The organism is Pseudoalteromonas sp. MEBiC 03607 (genome assembly GCF_004792295.1).
GTDB lineage: Bacteria > Pseudomonadota > Gammaproteobacteria > Enterobacterales > Alteromonadaceae > Pseudoalteromonas > Pseudoalteromonas lipolytica_C.
Genome location: NZ_SRRY01000001.1, coordinates 1,202,905 through 1,223,194, shown reverse-complemented (window position 1 = coordinate 1,223,194; position 20,290 = coordinate 1,202,905). Strand labels below are relative to the sequence as shown.

18 protein-coding genes are annotated in these 20,290 nt (G+C 39.9%); all 18 read right to left on the bottom strand.

Annotated elements, in window-relative coordinates:
• Window position 1 precedes the first annotated feature (1 nt).
• A complete protein-coding gene (locus E5N72_RS05560) occupies window positions 2–2,245 on the bottom strand; it encodes a heavy metal translocating P-type ATPase (protein ID WP_045979598.1) in 2,244 nt (747 codons plus the stop codon).
• A 101-nt stretch (window positions 2,246–2,346) separates the two neighbouring features.
• On the bottom strand, window positions 2,347–2,760 hold the full coding sequence (locus tag E5N72_RS05555; RefSeq protein WP_016708244.1) for a MerR family transcriptional regulator: 414 nt from the start codon (window positions 2,758–2,760) through the stop codon (window positions 2,347–2,349).
• Between the two features lie 296 nt (window positions 2,761–3,056).
• Window positions 3,057–3,479: a hypothetical protein gene (locus tag E5N72_RS05550; RefSeq protein WP_016708245.1), complete on the bottom strand. Its 423-nt coding sequence runs from the start codon at window positions 3,477–3,479 to the stop codon at window positions 3,057–3,059.
• Between the two features lie 609 nt (window positions 3,480–4,088).
• A complete protein-coding gene (locus E5N72_RS05540) occupies window positions 4,089–4,940 on the bottom strand; it encodes a copper resistance protein B (RefSeq protein ID WP_135923584.1) in 852 nt (283 codons plus the stop codon).
• Window positions 4,937–6,760, bottom strand: coding sequence for a copper resistance system multicopper oxidase (locus E5N72_RS05535; RefSeq protein WP_135923583.1), 1,824 nt, complete (start codon window positions 6,758–6,760; stop codon window positions 4,937–4,939). The genes E5N72_RS05540 and E5N72_RS05535 overlap by 4 nt, the downstream gene beginning before the upstream one ends.
• 27 nt (window positions 6,761–6,787) lie before the next feature.
• Window positions 6,788–7,258 (bottom strand): nuclear transport factor 2 family protein, encoded by a 471-nt coding sequence (locus E5N72_RS05530; RefSeq protein WP_008467847.1) that lies wholly within the window; start codon window positions 7,256–7,258, stop codon window positions 6,788–6,790.
• Between the two features lie 15 nt (window positions 7,259–7,273).
• Window positions 7,274–8,161: a CopD family protein gene (locus E5N72_RS05525; RefSeq protein ID WP_135923582.1), complete on the bottom strand. Its 888-nt coding sequence runs from the start codon at window positions 8,159–8,161 to the stop codon at window positions 7,274–7,276.
• An 18-nt stretch (window positions 8,162–8,179) separates the two neighbouring features.
• Window positions 8,180–8,527, bottom strand: coding sequence for a copper resistance CopC family protein (locus E5N72_RS05520; protein WP_016708251.1), 348 nt, complete (start codon window positions 8,525–8,527; stop codon window positions 8,180–8,182).
• Between the two features lie 24 nt (window positions 8,528–8,551).
• The gene (locus tag E5N72_RS05515; protein WP_135923581.1) at window positions 8,552–10,384 is read right to left on the bottom strand and encodes a 2Fe-2S iron-sulfur cluster-binding protein; all 1,833 of its coding nucleotides are present in this window, start codon (window positions 10,382–10,384) and stop codon (window positions 8,552–8,554) included.
• Window positions 10,384–10,995: a PepSY domain-containing protein gene (locus E5N72_RS05510; RefSeq protein WP_240704499.1), complete on the bottom strand. Its 612-nt coding sequence runs from the start codon at window positions 10,993–10,995 to the stop codon at window positions 10,384–10,386. Before E5N72_RS05510 ends, E5N72_RS05515 begins: the two co-directional genes overlap by 1 nt.
• A gap of 88 nt (window positions 10,996–11,083) precedes the next feature.
• Window positions 11,084–14,248 carry an efflux RND transporter permease subunit gene (locus E5N72_RS05505; protein ID WP_135923579.1) on the bottom strand — a complete coding sequence of 1,055 codons (3,165 nt, stop codon included), beginning with the start codon at window positions 14,246–14,248 and terminating at the stop codon, window positions 11,084–11,086.
• A 14-nt stretch (window positions 14,249–14,262) separates the two neighbouring features.
• Entirely contained in the window at window positions 14,263–16,020 is a 1,758-nt protein-coding gene (locus E5N72_RS05500; protein ID WP_135923578.1) for an efflux RND transporter periplasmic adaptor subunit, read from the bottom strand.
• On the bottom strand, window positions 16,020–17,447 hold the full coding sequence (locus E5N72_RS05495; protein ID WP_135923577.1) for a TolC family protein: 1,428 nt from the start codon (window positions 17,445–17,447) through the stop codon (window positions 16,020–16,022). The genes E5N72_RS05500 and E5N72_RS05495 overlap by 1 nt, the downstream gene beginning before the upstream one ends.
• Window positions 17,447–17,944: a DUF411 domain-containing protein gene (locus E5N72_RS05490; protein ID WP_016708256.1), complete on the bottom strand. Its 498-nt coding sequence runs from the start codon at window positions 17,942–17,944 to the stop codon at window positions 17,447–17,449. Before E5N72_RS05490 ends, E5N72_RS05495 begins: the two co-directional genes overlap by 1 nt.
• 107 nt (window positions 17,945–18,051) lie before the next feature.
• A complete protein-coding gene (locus E5N72_RS05485) occupies window positions 18,052–18,411 on the bottom strand; it encodes a hypothetical protein (RefSeq protein WP_135923576.1) in 360 nt (119 codons plus the stop codon).
• Between the two features lie 157 nt (window positions 18,412–18,568).
• The gene (locus E5N72_RS05480) at window positions 18,569–18,916 is read right to left on the bottom strand and encodes a hypothetical protein (RefSeq protein ID WP_135923575.1); all 348 of its coding nucleotides are present in this window, start codon (window positions 18,914–18,916) and stop codon (window positions 18,569–18,571) included.
• Window positions 18,917–18,928: 12 nt separating this feature from the next.
• Window positions 18,929–19,246 carry a hypothetical protein gene (locus E5N72_RS05475; RefSeq protein ID WP_135923574.1) on the bottom strand — a complete coding sequence of 106 codons (318 nt, stop codon included), beginning with the start codon at window positions 19,244–19,246 and terminating at the stop codon, window positions 18,929–18,931.
• A complete protein-coding gene (locus tag E5N72_RS05470; protein WP_135923573.1) occupies window positions 19,243–20,280 on the bottom strand; it encodes a hypothetical protein in 1,038 nt (345 codons plus the stop codon). The genes E5N72_RS05475 and E5N72_RS05470 overlap by 4 nt, the downstream gene beginning before the upstream one ends.
• Between the last annotated feature and the right edge of the window lie 10 nt (window positions 20,281–20,290).

Here is a 20,290-nt window from a genome sequence, read left to right as displayed (position 1 = left end):
CTTAATGCTCTTTTGCTTTAAAAAAGCGAAGTCGATTTGCATTTGACACCACAGTCAATGACGAAAACGCCATTGCAGCACCTGCAATTACAGGGCTAAGCAGAATGCCAAAGAAGGGATATAGAACCCCCGCAGCAAAAGGAATCCCAGCTACGTTATAGACAAACGCGCCAAACAAGTTTTGTTTGATATTTCGTAAAGTAGCTTTGCTTACCGCTATGGCATCGGCAAGGCCATGAAGTGAACCACGCATTAGGGTAATGTCAGCACTTTCGATAGCTACATCAGTCCCTGTGCCTATGGCGAAGCCAACATCGGCTAACGCTAGCGCAGGAGCATCGTTGATGCCATCTCCTGTCATACCAACAATTTCGCCACTGCCTTGTAGCTCTTTCACCTTGTTGGCTTTATCTTCTGGCAGCACCTCAGCAAGAAATTCGCTAATACCTGCTTTTTTGGCAACAGCGGCAGCGGTTTCCTTGTTATCACCTGTTAACATGATGACGCGTATACCATTAGCCTGAAGCCGTTTGATAGCAGAGATTGAGTCTGACTTAATGGGATCTGCGACAGCAATGATTGCGGCAAGTTCACCATCTACAGCAAAGTACATAGGTGTTTTGGCTTCTTTGGCTAAAGACTGGGCTTTTCCAACAAAGCCTGTGAGGTCTATGCCTTTTAACTTCATTAGTTTATCGTTACCAAAAAGCAGGACTTTATTGTTACAGTTTGCTTCTACACCAAAACCCGTAATAGCATTAAACGATTCAATTTTTAGTAACTCAATATCCTTATCTAAAGCACTTTCAACAATCGCTTGCGCTAAAGGGTGCTCTGAGCCGCTTTCTAAACTTGCTGCAAGCTGTAGTACGTCTTTTTCGTCAGTAGCTTTTGCTAAAACAATATCGGTTACCTTAGGTGCCCCTTCAGTAATAGTGCCCGTTTTATCTAAAATCATGGCAGTGATTTTAGAGGCGGTTTGCAGTGCCTCACCGTTGCGAATAAGTACTCCGGCTTCTGCTGCTTTTCCTACTCCCACCATGACAGACATAGGCGTTGCCAAGCCTAAAGCACACGGGCAGGCAATAATAAGCACAGTAGTTGCTGATACGATAGCAAAAGCAATTGCTGGCTCAGGGCCAAAGTTAAGCCATGCTAACGCACTTAACACCGAGATGATCATGACTACAGGAACGAAATAGGCGGAAATAACATCGGCCAAGCGGCCAATCGGCGGTTTTGAATTTTGCGCTCGTTTCACCATATTGATGATCTGTGCAAGCGCCGTGTCTTTACCAACGCGTGTCGCTCTAAATAAAATCATGCCTGATTTGTTCAAAGTACCAGCGACAACCTCATCTTCTTCGGCTTTTTCAACAGGCATAGGTTCGCCTGTCAGCATGGACTCATCAATAGAGGTGTGTCCTTCCAATACAACGCCATCTACGGGAATTTTTTCACCCGGCTTTACTTTCACAACATCATGAAGCAAAACCTGTTCGATACCTATCTGAACCTCTTTATTATCACGAACTACAGTTGCCGTTTTGGCCTGCAAGCCGATAAGACGTTTAATGGCCTCAGAGGTTTTACCTCTGGCTTTTATTTCTAATGCTAGACCTAAATCAATTAAGCCAATGATCATGGCGGTAGCTTCAAAATAGACATGTCGTGCCATCAATGGAACGGCGTCAGGTGCAAACACAACAACCATTGAGTACACCCAAGCTGTACCTGTTCCCAAAGCTATTAGTGTGTCCATATTAGCGGAGTGGTTTTTAAAGCTTTTCCAAGCGCCAACATAAAAATGCTTACCTGAAAAATACATAACACCAAAAGTTAAAATACCGACAACCAGCCAAGACATGCGTTCAAGGTTTGTTTCAACTGTCATTTCTCCAACTACAATGCTGTAGATCATCAAAGGAACGCCGAGTGAAAGGGCAATAAACGTATCGCGCATTAGCTTTTTGTAATATGCCCAATCCGCCGCCTCTTTCTCGTCAAGCGCATCTGTTGCTGAGCTATCATCAATTGGCTTCGCGTTATACCCCACTGACTCAACAGCTTTGATCAATTCTTCTGTCTTAGCTGTCCCAGAAACTGTTACAGTCCTATCAGCAAAATTCATTTCTGCACTGACGACTCCATGAGTTGCCTTTAACGCCCCTTCAATTTTGCCTACACAGCTAGCACACCCAGCGCCTTCAATGATGAGCTGTTGGCTTTGTGATGTTTTTTCCAACGTATTCTCCTTACTTTTACACGAAGAGGATTGAGTTTTTGCCTGACAGCAACAGCCTGATTCGGTTTCTATATTTGTATTAGTAGTCACCATTTTTCCTCCTATGCCTTTTTAATTTGTTCAAAGTTTTCGATGAGATGACAAACCATGTTTGCAGTCGGTGCTTTGTCTTCCATCTCTTCCCATTGAGAAAGAGCTGAAGACATTTTTCCTCGAAGTGCCAACATTGCTTGAAACTGTTTTTCTGTTTCTTCAAGCCGCTCTTTGATCAGGCTTCTGACTAATGGGCACGCACTTTTACCATCTTCAGATTCATTAATAATTTCCTTGATATCTGCAACGGAAAAACCAAGGTTTCTGGCACTTAAAATGAATTTAAGTCTCGATACTTCTTTATTCGAGTATGACTTGTAGCCGTTCACTGACTTAGCAGGTTTTAACAATCCTAATCTGGTGTAATAGCGCACCGTATCAGCAGTCGTTCCAAGGCTTTTTGCCAGCTCCGCAACTTTCATATTCACTCCTCAGTTTTTAGATAAGTTTGTACTCTCATCTTCAGCTTAGACCTGTGTCTAAGACACAGGTCAAGTACTAATTCTAGTGAATAAGCTAAAAACTAATTTTTTGGTAAAAGAGAAATCTCGGCCAAAATCGACAGCATTAAGTACTGTAAATGGCAATAGTTTGAGAATTTTCATAGTGCCTTCAAAATATCGTACTAATCGTTCAAAACAATTGATTATTTAAATCAATGAATAAGTCATTCTATTTTTGATGGGAGTGGCGAAAAAAAGACGCACTGATCCCGTGATTAGCCAATAATTGGTGGACGATAAAGTAAGAGATGGATACCAGATTTTGGTAGAGGTGTACGCTGTAGAAATAGCTCAGAGTAAATATTGCAAATACCTTCCTCTTGCGCTTGCACAAGATAGGCATTTAAATGAAAGCTTGAACAAAATCCCCCCTCACAACAAACACAATCACTAGCTTTACATTTTTCACAGACTTCATCACCATGACGGTGTTTAGAGTCTTGCGAGTTTACAGTGTGATAGTGACTATTGTCATTCATTGATTGATGGTGAATATTTTTGCTTCGTTGCATAATATGCGTGTCGGAAGATCCATTTTGATGTTCTTCACAATTCATTGGCTTAGCTGTAGCAAAACTATGCTGCGTAAGCAACACAGTTATTATCACTATTTTAAACCACCTGAAAAGTCCAAACATTATCATTCCTTCTTTAGCTCCTACAATATTAGCCACTTTATAAAAATAATTTTATGATCTTGATCAACCTTTGAACTAAAACCTAAACTTTTTACTTTTTTAAACAGCTTAAACTTAACAAGTATAAAAGGGGTGTCTGATTTATACTCATGAGATTGAAGCCAAGCATGAGCACCATAAAAAAAATAAAAACCCTACGCTCATAACTAGGTATTGAGTAAGGGATCATTTTTCCAATTGTTCAGCTTTAAGCGCAGTACTTTGCAACAATCGGTTCTATCCCGAGCACACCCAATTCCCGTTCATCAAAAGTGATAAAATGGCCTATTGTACGTCTTTCAATGGCGATGTTTTTTGGCTTGACTCTTTAACCTTAACCATTCGCCAACTTTACTTCTTAGCTGATATTCCACCTTGATAGGTATACACCAGACTGGCACCGACTGAAAACAAGAAGTAGCTTACTATTACTGCTCTTAGTTCTTTCCAAAAAACTATTAGCTAGGCCTTTCCTAACATAACTAAAATGGTTTAAATCCCAAAAAAACAAAAGCTACCATCAATATAGTTGCGGTAGCTCTCATCAAGTCAATATAGTATTTCTTCACATCAGAGCCAGAACTTGATACCTGCAACAAAAGCAGTATCACGAGTACTTTGCCCATTTAACTTCGCAAAGTCGGCTGTATTACCAAATTTATTTGTCCACTCAACGCCAACATAGGGAGCAAACTGGCGGGTAAACTCATAACGAACCCGAAAACCAATAGCACTGCTAGATAAGCCACTACCAAGGTTATTTTGGACGTCATCCTTACCGTAAAGCGTCAACTCTGCTCGTGGTTGAACAATTAACTTTTGAGTAAGTAATAGCTCATACTCAGCTTCGATCGAAAATGCACTATTACCTTGCTCTCCTAAATACGCAGTCATATCAATTTCAAACCAGTAGGGGGCTAGACCTTGTAAACCAAAAGCTAGCCATTTGCGGTTTTCACCTTCGTTATTGTAATCAAGTCGAATACCGACTTGTGTATCCCAATAAGCAGATATTGCGTGGCCCCATAGAAAATCTGTTTGGTTCTCCTCTAAATTACCTTCGCTAAAATCTCCCTCAGTTTTGATGACTAATCTATCAAAAGTAGTGCCATACCATGCCTGAAAGTCAAAAACACCTGCGTTTGTTTGCTCATTATATTCAAGACGATCCCCTAGTAGCGCGTAAAATGAATGCTCATCTGCCAAAGTCAGTCGTTTGTCGCTATTGAGTGCATAAGGACCTTCAGTCAATGTTGTACCTGCGGCATAAGCATGAGGGTCTCTAGCATCTTTAGGTGCATCTCCACCTTGTGCTTGCATTTTAGAATCAGCCATCTCATCTTTTGCAGATACAGATACACTTATAAGGGGCAAACCTATTAATAATAGTTTTAACGTATTGGTTAGTATTAATTTTCTCATGATACAACTACCTCTCTAAACATACCTGCATCCATGTGGAATAATAAATGGCAATGCCATGCCCAGCGACCTACGTCATGAGGTGTTGTTAAAAAACTAATTCTTTGCGCTGGTTGTACAGGGATAGTATGGCGACGAACCTGTACATCACCTTTTTCATTCTCCAAATCGCTCCACATACCATGCAGGTGCATTGGATGTGTCATCATTGTATCGTTTTGTAAAATAACTCTTAAACGTTGATTATGCTTCATGTGAACTGGCGTGCTTTTTCCAAATTCCAAACCATCAAATGACCAGCTATAACGCTCCATGTTTCCAGTTAAATGTAATTCAATTTCAGCCTCTGGCTCTTGCTGGTTTGTAATTCCCTCAAGAGAATGTAAATCTGCAAGTGTTAAAACACGGCGTCCATTTTTACGTAAACCTATACCGGGATCATCAAGGTTTGTTCTAGGCATATCAACACGCATATCAACAGAAGCTCCATACTCTGTTTTTGCATGACGCACTTTAGTGCTAGCAACAGCTAATGGGTTTTTAGTCATTCCATGTTTACTATGATCCATTGCCATCGCTCCATGACCCATTGCACTATGATCCATTTTATTAGAATTCATGCCCGACATACCTGCCGTATCAGCCATTGTAGAATGCACACTATCATGGGTCATATTGCCCATCATATCTGTCATCGTTAACCACTCAACGGGGTCTAAAGAAGGTACTGGTGCATCAACGTTAGGTGCCATTGATAAAGTACCTTTAGCATAACCTGAGCGATCCATGCTTTGTGCAAAAATCGTATATGCATCATTTTTTGGCTCGACAAGTACATCATAAGTTTCACCGGGACCAAATCTAAATTCATCTACTGTCACAGGTTCAACATTTTGTCCATCAGCTTGTACAACTGTTAACTTCAGCTCAGGTATTCTTACATCAAAAAACGTATTGCTAGAACCGTTAATAAATCTAAGCCTAACCTTTTCGCCAGCTTTAAACATTCCACGCCAATTTGTCAAAGGCGCACAACCATTCATTAAAAAAGTCATTGCAGATGCTGATAAGTCTGCAAGATCTGTAGGGTTCATTCTCATTTTATTCCACATTTCCCGGCGTTGTAGCGCATTTGAAACGCTGCTATTTGAAATGTCATCAAAAAACTCTGGAACAGTAGGTTGATTAAAGTTAAATACATCGCTCTGTACTTTTAACTTGCGAAACAAATCCATTGGGTCATCATCAGTCCAATCAGACAATTGGATGACATGCTCATTGTCAGCACTAATAATATCCTTTTCTCTTGGCTCAATAATTAATGCGCCGTACATACCTGTCATTTCTTGAAAACCACTGTGTGAGTGATACCAATATGTGCCGCTTTGTTGCAGCTTAAATTTATAAACAAAGGTTTCACCCGGCATTATACCTTTAAAGCTAATACCCGGTACGCCATCCATTTGATACGGAAGAATGATCCCATGCCAATGAATTGAACTCGGCACTGATAATTTATTCGTTACCCTGATAGTAACGTCATCACCTTCTCTGAGGCGCAAGGTAGGAGCTGGTATTGAGCCATTGATTGTTGTAGCCATTCTTACAACACCTGTGAAGTTTACTGGTGACTCATCTATCACCAGATCTATGACTTCCCCACTTAGTTCGGGCGCAGTACCTGTTGAAGTTCCAGCAAGCAAAGATGAAGCTGCATGAAGAACACTTGGAAAAGCAGCTAATACACCGCCAGCAGCTAATCCTTGTACAAAGCGTCTACGTGGCGTAGAAACTTGATGTAATGGATTGTTATTTCTCATTTTACTCTCCGTTGTTTGACCAATAAATTAATGTGACCAATGAATGTGCTTAATCTTCCATTCACCATTTTGTTTTTCCAGCACCATCGTTTCCATGCCTTGATAATCGCGTTCAACACCTTTATGAGTACCTGTAGTTTGACTGCGCGACGCAGAGATAGCGGTATTTCCAAGTATCGTCACTTGATGTTCAAGTGTGTCGCTCTTCATCGCTGCTAAATACTTCATATCCGACAACATATGATGATGAGCATATTCATCAGCGCTCCTTTCAACGCGGCCTCCCTCGAAGATGGTGACATCATCCGCTAACTGCGCTCTAGCCTGTTTTTGATTGCCAGTTTCAAGTGCTTGATGAAATGCCAAAACAACTTTTGCGGCTGGGGTATCTATACCTTTAAACAAACCTTTGTCTTTGTTCTTATCACCATGAGCGTTTGCTGCGAAACTAAACGTCATTAATAAAACGAGTAATATATTTATTGTTTTCATTTTCATTCTCTCTTTTAGGTTTTAATTTGCAGGGCCAACAACACTAGTAAGCCCAGCCGTTACAGATAAAATGGCAAAAGCTACTACCATTTCTATCGAGATAGATTTAGATAAAGCCTCTCTGCCTTGACTATTTTTAAGTTGTGGAACGAGTATTAGTTTATGTTTAGCAGCAAGTGCCAAAATAGACACTACAAGGGCCAATTTAAACAACATTGTTTGTCCGTAACTTGAGCTTATTAGTGCATCAAGACTTCCGACCAATTGAATCACGAGCCAGAGGCCTGCTACCAACAATAGGCTCAATGTAAAACTTGCTTGTTTGCCAAAGCTTTCCATCAGCAAATGAAGTTCTGCATAACTTAGCTGATGGCAAGCCTGTTTTAGTGGCAATAACGCCCCAAACCACCATGCCATAACGAGCACATGCAAAATAAGCAAGCCTTTTTCAATTGTGCCTAACTCAGAAATATGACCCAGTAACGTGAATGAGTATGCAAGGATTAATAAACTCAACATTAAAGCGCTTTGTTTTAAGTACGAGTTCACAGCGAGTTTGAACCTTAAAGCTAAAGCGATTATTGCGGTAACTAGCCCAAGCGCTCGAAGCAAAGCTCCAGTGCCGACAGAGGAGTCCCACATAATAGCCAATATATCAGCGTCTATCGCCCCCTGAATTCCCTCTTCTGCCATTGCACCAGTACTGGCAAAGAACCAAGTAATATTAGCGATCAAAGCCATAACTATATAAGTTCTTGTCCACGTTAAATTCGCTATTACAGCATTACTATGAGATTCATTATGCTCAAAAATTTGTCTGAAAAATGTATAGCCGGCAATACAGGCAAAGCCGACGTAAAATACAATTTTTGACAGTACAATGACTGTATTCCAGATATACATTTCCATATCAATCACACAGCCTTACTAATGAACCATAAAGCCGAAGCTATCTTTCATTTTATGTCCATCTTTACCTAAATAGGTCACATCAACGATATAGTTTGTTGGAGCTAATTTAGGTAGTTCCCATGAAAACTCTCTGGAAGCTTCTTTTGATGGTTTAAAGTCAAATTTAATATTTTCACCTTTTTTATTTTTCAACGTAACTTTAACTACACGTACCTCTTTGCTAAATCCCAATGTCAATTTTTCTGGAGTATTCATTAGCATTGCATTATCAGCAGGCACGCTTTTTTCAAGATGCACATGTGCAAATACTGCACTACTAAAAACAACACTGATTATGGTTAAAAGTTTAATTAATGTTTTCATATATACCTCTATTTATTTAATGGATTAACGACTAAATTTATCTTTGAAAATTTGATTACTTGGAATCCCAGCATTTGTAATTATTTTTTCCACTTCACTCATCATTGCTTCTGGACCGCACAAGTAAAACTCAGCCAAATGCAGTTCTGATTTTTGGTTCATATACGGCAGAAGTACTTTTTGAACATAGCCTGAGTGCCCTTGCCATTCTTCTGAAGGATTAGAAAGAGTAGGAATATAAGAGAAGTTTTTATGCTTCTCACTCAGTGACTTCAATTCATTATGGTATAGCAAGTCATCTTCAGTTCGCGCACCATAGATAAGAGTCAAACCACTTTTATCTTTATGCTTTTTCAACTGTTCAAAAATAATAGACCTCAGTGGTGCAAGTCCTGAACCCGCACCTATAAACACGCGACTAACTTTTTTATTTGAAGTGGCATAAAAATCAGAAAAAGGGCCTCTTGCAGTTATCGTTTCACCTACTTGGAGTGAACCTAAATAACTTGAACCTATTCCTGCTTTAAAACCATTCTTTGCGGTCTGCCAACGGATATTAAACATTAACTCATCAGACTCCTCGTCAAAGTTAACTAATGAGTAGTGGCGAGTTACACCGTTATGAGAAAATTTTCCATGATAGTAGCTATCCCAGTATTTTTCATAGCACTCTGGCATATCATCTGGACGTAAGCTATTCATCCCTGCTGGCACATCAAATTGCATATATGCACCAGCTTTAAATGCCAACTGTTTGCCTGATTTCACCTTAAACTTCACTTCCTTGATAAAAGGAGTAATGAAGTTAGTCGCAACCACAACTAGCTCATGATTTTCAATATTGCGATCAGTATTAACTTCAATCGAACTAATTTCAGAGAACCTATGCTGACATCCAAGCCGATAACCTTCCTTAAGTTGCTCCTGAGATAAATGTTCCTGTTCAGATAGTGTGATAGGTAATTTAGTTGAACTTAAGAACACGCATTTGCCACAAGTACCGCCACCACCGCAACCTGAAGGAAGGTATACATGTGAACTAGCTAGCCCTTCTAATACAGTTGAGCGACCAACTGCTGAGATGTCAGTAATAGTATTTTCATTGGAAAACGTCACTGCCACTTTTTGCCTGTTAGTGCCCCAACCTAGCTTCAGTAAACCACTTCGATACTGTTGTATCAGCCAAGTAACACCAGTAATTGAAAGGAATAGCGTTGCAAAAGCAAATGCAATGATCAACCAATGGTTAAATCCTCCAGAATTGCCATAGTCCATAAAGTGAAGCTTCATCATCAGATCTTTCAATCTGAAATCATCATTGGCATGGCGAAGTACTTGGCCTGTAATACTATCTAAATAAATAGTTGTATTGTTCTCATCCTCAACGGCAACTTGCCACATAGGATTTTGCTGCCTTACGTGATCAGAAAACGGAGGTTGAGATAACACTGGAGTAGTTAACTTACCCTGTCCTGAGTAGGAGTTTTTTGCCAAAGTTAGTACTTGTTCTTCAGACAAATTAAATGGCTTTCCTGTTACAGCATCAAATAGCTTTGAGTGGCGTTCTTGATAGCTATGCTGCCCCTTATCGAACACAAAATGATAGTAAGGCTGATGTAAAACCCATATAAGGTTTACTTCCTGCGGAGCATTACTAGTAATGTCTTTAATAGGGAATAGGTCAAAGCCTGTAATGCTACCTTCATGATGAGAATGAACTCTAAGTTCATTACCACTGGCTTTACTGTGATCCATCAAATTGAAGTAAAGGCCCGTTCCCAACCAAATAAGCAGTTGTAAACCAACAAATAAAGAAAGCCACTTGTGTATCGTTGTATTTAACTTAAATAGTCGCATCAAATGACTCCCTTTTTATTTGGGGAAAGCACTCGGTAATAAGTCAATACTGCGCCAGTAATTGCTCCCATTAGACCTAGAGTTGCGACCAAGAACAAAAACCAGTTAGATACGTTTTCTCCATCATAGTAATCCATAATGTGGAACCGCCACATCCAATCAAACAATCGCCAGTAATCATGACGCTTGGCAACAAGTGATCCTGTTTGTTGACTTATATAAAATGTCGGTGTGGAGAATTGCTCAAACGTCACTCTCCAAACAGGTAAATGCCTTGGGGACAACTCAGCAGGCAAGTTTGTCGCTGACTTAATCAACCTTATGCTGTCGATTTGATGATTCAGCGCATAATGGTATTGTGCGATTTCTTTAGCCTTGGTTTCATCTACAAGGGCCTGAACAGCTCCAGTTTTAGCATCTATTGCTACTTTTCCATTTTCTCCATTAATAAAAGAATACAAAGGGCGGCCCATACTTTGAGTAAGTGTAACTTGGCTAGCTTTAGGATAATCCGCAGCTAGCTTTACAATGGAGTAATCCATACTTGCTAAATCTATTTTGGGTTCCTCACTCTTAGCCAAGGTTTCGCCGTGTATATAGTGAATATCCATAGTCACCATATACACGCCTGTAATAGACCAGAAGAGGAATTGTATTCCGACAAATGCCATTAGCCATTTGTGATATTTTCTAGCCGTGCTAAGCATTATTCTCAGGCTCCACGTTAGAAAGCTCTTTGTTAAAGGCATTTACTTCAGGCTTTTTAATGATTGAGTAAATTGCAGGGAGTACAATAAGCGTGAGCAGCACAGCACTTGTCATTCCGCCTACCATAGGAGCAGCAATGCGGCTCATGACCTCAGAACCTGTACCAGTACCATATAAAATAGGCATTAAACCTATAATGATTGTAGCTACCGTCATCATTACTGGACGAACTCGTAAGCCAGCACCGTGCAATAATGCATCTTGATATGCATCATCTGAGATGAGTTCTGCTCGCTCCACCGCTTTTTCCTTAAGCTCAGCAAGTGCTTGATTAAGATAAACCAGCATTATCACGCCAATCTCAACCGCAACACCAGCTAGAGCGATAAAGCCCACACCAACAGCTACTGAGAAATTAAACCCTTCTAGATACATCAACCATAAGCCACCGATCATTGCCATCGGCAAGGTAACGATAATGATAGCCACTTCACTAAACGCTCTGAAATTCAGGTAAAGCAGAATAACAATAATGGCGAGTGTTAAAGGCAATACATAGGTGAGCTTTTCTTTCGCTCTTTCCATATATTCGTATTGTCCGGCCCAAGTAATTGAATAGCCTGCTGGTAATGTCAGGTTATTTGCTAAGTGTTCTTTAGCATTTTCAACATAAGTACCTACATCAACGCTATCAATATCAATGAAAGTCCAACCATTGATTCTGGCATTCTCACTTTTAATACCCGGTGGGCCATTCTCTATTCGAATATCAGCAACATCACCTAGTGCAATGCGTTGACCACTTGGTGTTACAACAGGTAATCGTGCTAGCTGCTCAGGAGAATCTCGATAATCTTGCGGATAGCGCAGATTAACAGGGTAACGCTCTTGACCTTCTATCGTTTGTGTCACATTCATACCGCCAATCGCAGTAGAAACTACTTGTTGGACATCTTCGATATTTAACCCAAAGCGACTTGATTTATCTCGTGAAATATCAACCTTGATATATCGTCCACCTGCAACTCGTTCAGAGTAAACTGACGCTGTGCCTGTCACTTCTGGCAAGAGTTGTTCTATTTGTTGGCCGATATCCTGAATTACATCAAGTTCTGGTCCGGCGACTTTAATACCGACAGGCGTTTTTATACCTGTAGCTAACATGTCAATGCGGGTCTTGATTGGCATGACCCAAGCATTGGTTAAGCCCGGAAATTTAACCAACTTATCAAACTCAGCTTTTAACGACTCAGTTGTCACGCCTTCTCGCCACTCCTCCCGTGGCTTCAATTGAATAAAGGTTTCAATCATGGTTAGAGGCGCAGGGTCAGTTGCGGTTTCAGCTCGTCCTACTTTACCGAATACATTTTCAACTTCTGGCACAGTGCGAATAAGCTTGTCCGTTTGCTGCAATAACTCTCTTGCTTTACCGATTGAAATGCCGGGATATGTAGTAGGCATATACATAAGGTCGCCTTCATCCAATGGCGGAATGAATTCACTACCAATTTTATCGACAGGCCAAAAACCAACGATAGTCACTAATACTGCTGCGACTATTGTCGATTTTGGAAACTTCATGACTTGCTTTAAAACAGGCATGTAGATAGCAATCAATAATCGGTTTAACGGGTTTTTCTTTTCAGAGACGACTTTGCCTCGAATAAAGTAGCCCATCAAAACAGGCACCAATGTTATTGCCAAGCCTGCTGATGCAGCCATTGCATAGGTTTTTGTATAGGCGAGCGGTGAAAACATTCTTCCTTCTTGCGCTTCTAAGATAAACACAGGTAAGAATGAGACAGTTATGATCAGCAAGCTAAAAAATAATGCAGGGCCTACCTCACTCGCAGCCTTAGCTACAATTTGCCAACGGTTTTCATCTGTTAGTGGTGTTTTCTCCATATGTTTATGCATATTTTCAATCATCACTATTGCACCATCAGTCATCGCACCAATAGCAATAGCGATACCGCCTAAAGACATAATATTGGCATTGATGCCTTGCATATACATGATGATGAATGACACCAATATACCTAATGGTAGAGTAACAACTGCCACAATTGATGAGCGAAGATGAAATAGGAAAGCAACACAGACAATAGCCACGACTGCAAGCTCCTCTAGCAACTTGCTCCAAAGGTTATCAACAGCACGATCTATTAACTTCGATCTGTCATAGACAGGGACAACCTCCACCCCCTCTGGTAAAGAAGATTTGAGCGACTCAAGCTTTTCTTTTACCCCATTTATGGTTTGTTGAGCGTTTTCACCAAAGCGCATAACGACAACGCCACCAACAACTTCGCCTTCGCCATTAAGTTCTGCGATACCACGGCGCATTTGAGGACCAAGGTTAACGTTGGCAACATCACCAATACGCAACGGCGTGCCTTGTTCGTTAATACCAAGTGGAATTTTCTCTATATCACTAACTGATTGAATATACCCCGTTGCGGTAACCATATATTCAGCTTCAGCCATTTCCACAACGGATGCGCCAGTTTCTTTGTTCCCTTTTTGTAAGGCTATTTGTATTAAACTTAGAGGAATATCGTAAGCTCTCAATTTGTCAGGATCTACTTGCACTTGATACTGCTTAACCATACCACCAACGGCGGCAACTTCGGACACGCCCGGAACAGTTTGTAGTTCATACTTTAAGAACCAGTCTTGAATGCTTCTTAATTGGCTTAGATCATGGTTTCCAGACTTATCTGTTAAAGCGTAAATGTATACCCAACCCACACCTGTTGCATCAGGTCCTAATTGAGGTTTTGCCGAATCAGGCAGGCTTGATGCTACTTGGCTTAAGTATTCAAGTACTCTGCTTCTAGCCCAATACAAATCAGTATCATCATCAAAAATAATGTAGACGTAGGAATCACCAAAGAATGAGTAACCACGAACAGTTTGCGCCCCCGGCACTGATAACATCGCTGTAGTAAGAGGAAATGTCACTTGATCCTGCACAACTTGTGGTGCCTGTCCCGGATAACTCGTCTTAATTATCACCTGCACATCAGAAAGATCTGGGAGTGCATCTACTGGCGTTTTTTGTAATGAATACAAACCACCAAACGCGATAATTAAGGTAATCAACAAAACAAAGAAACGATTGCCGATAGACCACCTAATAATTGATTCAATCATTATTTTTCTCCCACTTAATGATTCGAATGGTCAACAGCACTTTTTTGTTCATGCTCGTGTTGATCATCAGATTCAAGGGAAATTTCAGTTATCACTAAGTCATCTCTTACCTCAAAGGTGAAAGTGAGATTATCACCGACATTGAAATCAACCATTTCTATATTGTCCGCGACGATAAAATCCATCGTCGCAGCAGGCCTATCCCATTTATCTATTGGGCCTCTACTAATATTTAGAATCCGTGTATCAATATCAATCGCATTAATTAAACCTGATACTGTTGCTGATGATACTTCTTCACTCATATCAGCAGGCTCACTCATGATATGAATTCCAGTAACTTCATATCCACCGTCTTCGGTTTTGCTCACTTCAAAGTGCAAAGATTGACCAGACTTCAGTGAATCAATATCTACCTTTGCACCCACATCGAAGTCCATTGTCATTTCAGGCCAATCCCAAGCCTCAGCAGGCCCATGAGTAATATTAACCATACGATGTCCCGCCATGACGCTGTTGATTTCGCCTTCCATCCAAACAGAGCTAGGCACTTCGTCATGAGTCATTCGTTTAAAATCAGAGTTTTTACTTGATTCAGAATCAATCAAGAATTGAGCAGATGTCACCACAACATCATCTTCATTAAGACCCTCTAAGATTTCGATACTATCGATATCAACCCGGCCAATTGTCACTTCGATAGACTTAAATTGCCCATCCCCCAAGGCAAGTACAACTCTGTCTTGTTTACCTGTGCGAATGACGGCTTCTTTAGGTACGAGTATCGTGCTATCAGCTTGATTAGCGTGAATAGAGACTTGTGCAAACATGTTTGGTTTTAATTGATAGTCTGGGTTGTCAAACTTCAGTCTCACTCTGAGTGTGCGTGTTTTACTATTCAATGTTGGATAAACATAATCAACGACACCAGCCCAGTCCTCACCGGGTAAATAGTCAAGTGTGATTGATACAGGCAGTCCTTCTTTAATTAAGGCTGCGTCACGTTCAAACACTTCTGCTTCAACCCAAACTTGCTCTAGTTGACCAATGCTTAATAAGGTGTTTCCCGGCTTGACATAAAAGCCTTCTCTAATCTTCAAACCGTCAACAACACCTGCTTGTGGTGAATAAAAGGTGATGGTTTGCTGAACTTTTCTAGTCTTTTCTAGCTTTTGAATGAAATCTGCTGAAAGCTGTAACGCTTTAAGGCGATCTTTCGCCGCCGAAATTAAGGAACTATTGTCGCGCTTTAAAGCTATTAAAAGTTCTTCTTGCGCGTTAACTAACTGAGGAGAATACAGTGTATAAAGAGGCTGCCCTTTCTCTACAGGGTTACCTGCCGCTTTGACATAGAGTTTTTCAATCCAACCATCAACACGTGGGTGGATATGAATTAGCTTATCTTCATCATATTGAACGTAACCAACCGTTGATATTTCAGTATGCATATTTTTCAGCTCAACAGGTGCAGTGCGAACCCCTAGGTTATTCACTACATGAGGCGCAATTTTTACTGCTCCGGGACCAAAATCATCACCAGATGATTCTTCCTCATACACAGGAATTAAATCCATCCCCATAGGCGACTTACCGGGCTTGTCCCGGCGGTAATTAGAATCCATCGGTGCAACCCAATACAGAGGCTTTTTCTCTGCTGATGTTGTTTCATCTCTATTACTGTTTGAACCTGCACCTTGATATAAGCTCAATACTCCTGCGCCTAGTGCAGCACCAATGATGATGGCAATAATTGTTTTAGTATTCGTTGACATTATTTTTCTCCAAATTGCTGATTGGATAAGTGCTGATTAGTTTTGTGTGAAGTTTGCATCGACTTATGTTCAGCATTTGAGTTAGATTGAGAACGCGCAAAGAAATAGTTGATACGAGCAACTGTTTTAAGTGCGTCAACATCAATTCTTAAGGCTGATATTCTGGCATTTAATTCTGCGATTCTTGCTCGAACAACTTCGGCAAAATCGCCATCATCATTTGTGTAAGCTGTCAATGACGCTTCTGCTTGGTCATGAGTTTGTTTAAGGAGTTGTTCTTGATAGATAGATTGCCTATCAGATAAACGCTTAAGCTGTCTAAGCTCCTTTTCCACCATACTGATCATTTGCTTTGTCAGTAATAGTTTCTCGGTTTTAATAGTCTCTGAATCTGCAATAGAAGCTGCAACTTGCTTATCTTGTCTGTTCTCGGTGAACAAGGGTAAATCAAACGTTACTCCAACAGAAAATAAATCAGCTCGGCTATCACCAGAGGGCATATTGTCACGATAGGCATAACTAGCATTAACACCCCATTGCGGCTCATATTGCTGTTTAGCTAACTCAACTGCTTTTTCTGAAGCTTTGCGTTTTATATCAATTGCAAGTATGGCTGGGTGATTCGAAAGCTCCTGAGCCAATAGATTTCTTGAGTAATTAGATGCTTTTAGGACTGTTGAATTGTTCAAATGAATTGTAGGCAACTTTTTAGAAACCCTAAACTCTAATGGTTGCGTATCAAAGTTGAATGATTCATTCAAGCCAGCAGCATCGTAGATATGAAGCCACTCATTAAGGCGAGCGATTGTTGTTTCTAGTTTCTGCTTTTGCGAAGTTAATCGGTCATCTAACTGCACGATTTCCAATTGAGCACGAATAACATCTTGTTGTCTGGTTTTACCAACAACATTTGAGTAGCTAGCTTTAGTAACTTCCGCCATCTGCTCAAAGAGCGCCCAATCCGCTTCAATCAATTTAATGGTTTGTTGGGCTAAGTAAGCATCTAACCATAACTGTGATACTTGGCTTATCAGTTTAGCCTTACGATCCTCTCGTAGCAGTGGAAATTTCGTTGACTCAATTTTTAATTGCTCTTGTTTAATCTTTAAACTATCACCTCTAGGAAACATTTGAGAAACACCAACCTTTAGTTGAGTCATTCCTTCCTGATCTAAGTCCCAAGTATCTGTTGGTAAATTCATTATCCCTAGTGATACTTTGGGGTCAGGCAAAGTACCTGAAGCGATACTTCTATTTTCAACCGCGCTTTGTTTTAACCGACTCCCATGAAGCCAAGGATCATTTTGCTGAGCCAAGGTGATAGCTTGTTCAAGTGACACTACTTTCTCAGCTTGAGCTGAGAATACAGACAAGCCGAGCATTAGCGAAGTTGAAAGTAGAGTAAGGCTTGAAACATTTAATCTCATTAGAATTGCTCCTCATAAGCCTTAACTTCTGCATATACTTTACTCGTTCCATCTTTAAATAAAATTAATACGTTATATGACATAAAGCGGTCGCCGACTTCCATACCCGGAGAGCCAACAGGCATTGCTGGGACAGATAATCCAATCGCATTGGGGTGCTCTTCTGACAAGAACTGCTGAATAAACTTAGCGGGTACATGGCCTTCAAAGGCAAATCCATTTCTACTCACTGCCGTGTGGCATGAACGGTAATTAGGTTTAATACCATACTTAGTTTTGATATTGCCGATGTTTCGGAAATCTTTGGAATGCGCAACGATCCCTTTGTCTTCAATATGAGTTATCCATTTTTTACAACACCCACAAGTAGGGGTTTTATAAACGATTAACTCCAAAGGTGTTACGTCGTTATTGTGTGCATGCTTATGTTCATTGGCGTTTGCAAACGCAGGTGAAAGCAGCATTACAACTGCTATTTTTAAATACTTATTGATCATTTTTGCCCCCAGACATCGCTGGAAAATAGCTATAGCGCTACGACGCTATATTGACTAACAGAAAAATTAATTACATGTGCGCGAAATTTAGACGCACTAATCCTGTATTAGGCAAAAATTGGTGGACGATAAAGGGAAGTGGAAATTGAATGAGGTTGTTTAGATTGCAGAGCAGCTACAGATTCACTCAATATTTGAATATCTGTCGAATCAATACTGGAATTTAGGACTGTCGTAGATGAGCAAGCATTTGCAGGACAAACACATTCAACGTCACAACAATCTTCTGATTGACCATTACTGCTTTTATTCATATCACCATGATCCATGTTCATGTTCATGTTCATGTGTGATTCGTGAGAACCTGATGACATTTCGCACGGCATAGCAGAATACGCAAATGCTTGCCCTACAAAGGCAAACAGCATAAGCGTTATTACTAAGACTTTTGAAAATGCTTTAGACATAAAATTCTCATAAAAATATACATTGTCTATGCTAATACAAATTTTCGAATAAGTAAATTGATGTCATGTAAACATTTATGAATATTTGACTAACGTCAATTTTTTCAAAGAGGTAAGTGACAAATAATAATCTCATCAGACTTTTTATCTTCGTTATTCAATGGCTTTTATTTTGAGACTTAAGTTGCTCTCTCATTTCTAAAACTCGATCTACCGAATAAGCTCCCGCCCTCATAACAACCAGTTCAACAAACGAAATATCAATTAACTTATGGTCAGCATCAATCACATAACAACTCTCACTATGTGTGTATATTTCTAACTTATCCTCATCAGCAGATTTGCTAACAACCTTTGAAGTCACGATTTGCTGAAATGGCCGGAACCTGAATGTTTCATCTTCAATAACCACCCCTGATAAAAACTCGCCAAGAAATATTTTTTCAAATTCTTTATAGTCGTAAACAGATACTATGTAGGCATCCTTTAAATATATTCTATCCAACGTATTCCCTTACTAATAACTAGCCGGGAGCATATTTCGCAGCTCTAATAACTTATTAGGAGAATACATACACTCATGCATTAAATTAAACTCAAATGCATTTACATCAAACTCTTTTGGTACAGCATCTAAGATATAAAAGTCAACACCAAAGCACTTACTTTCTTGACCATTGATTTCCAGAACCTTTATCGTGAATAAAGCATCTCCTTCTTTACCATTTTCATTTTCGTCAGCAAATGTGCCGTAAAGCACCCGTTCAACTTTTTCCTCTGTATCAGATTGAATTGAGATAAGTTTTGCGTTGGTTAGTTTTACTCTAGGTCTCATGCTTGAACTCCTTTCATATCTTCTACAGAAAAAGGACGAAAGAAACTTAGATATTTAACCCCATCAACTTTAAGTAAATTGTTGTCAGCATCAAAATGTGACAGAACACTAGATTGATACAACGAAATGTATTTTTCATAATCGATGGTGTTAAAAAAATTGGTATCAACGCGCCTCGCATAAAAAACAAGATCTTGCTGATCGATACGAACAATGAACTTCTGATCGCCATCTAGATTTTTAACACGTAAACACAAATTAGGTTTGTGCCAATCAGATACAAAGGAAGGAATCAGAGGGAAGCCGTATACCAAATAGCGCATACCTTCGATTTTGAAGGTTGTTGGATTGAACTGAGCCTTATTTACTTTGCCGCTACTGAATAATTCAAGTGTCAACACCAGCCAGTGCACATGCTTAGAAAATGTATTTCCTTCAGAAATACAGCCTTCGAACTCACCATTATGGTTTACATGATTGATGTACATGTATTTTTTAATGTCATCCAAGGAAAGCTTTTCAACCGGAAACTTTGAAGCTATGAGCCTGAAATAACAACCATGAACTTTTAAATCTGCATATTGAACTATCAACGGATCATCAAAGGCATCAAAGTATGGTCGCCACTCTAAGCGGAAGTCTGCGCCTGTATTAACAATAAACTTGGCATCTTCAGGTAACCCTAAAACTTGGTATATCAATGAAACTAAATCTAAAGTTTCAATATCTACCAGCATCAGGCTTTCAATACGGTTTGCCATTGACTCAATTTCTTTATGAAGCGATTCAATAATTTCTTGATCATCGTGTTCGTTGATCATTAAATATTTCAGGGAATCGTGCTTTAGAATTGAATCCAGTTTTTTCTGTTCAAATGCTTCAGTGAGGCTATTATGGGTATCAGAAAAATGAGGGCAGTTATAAACACCTCTAGCCCACAGGCCTTGGGCGTAAAGATCAGGAAACTCTAATAACTCAGCAAACTCTTTTGCTTGTTTATTGAGTTTATTCTTTAATTGATAAAGTGAGATCATTTAGTTCTCC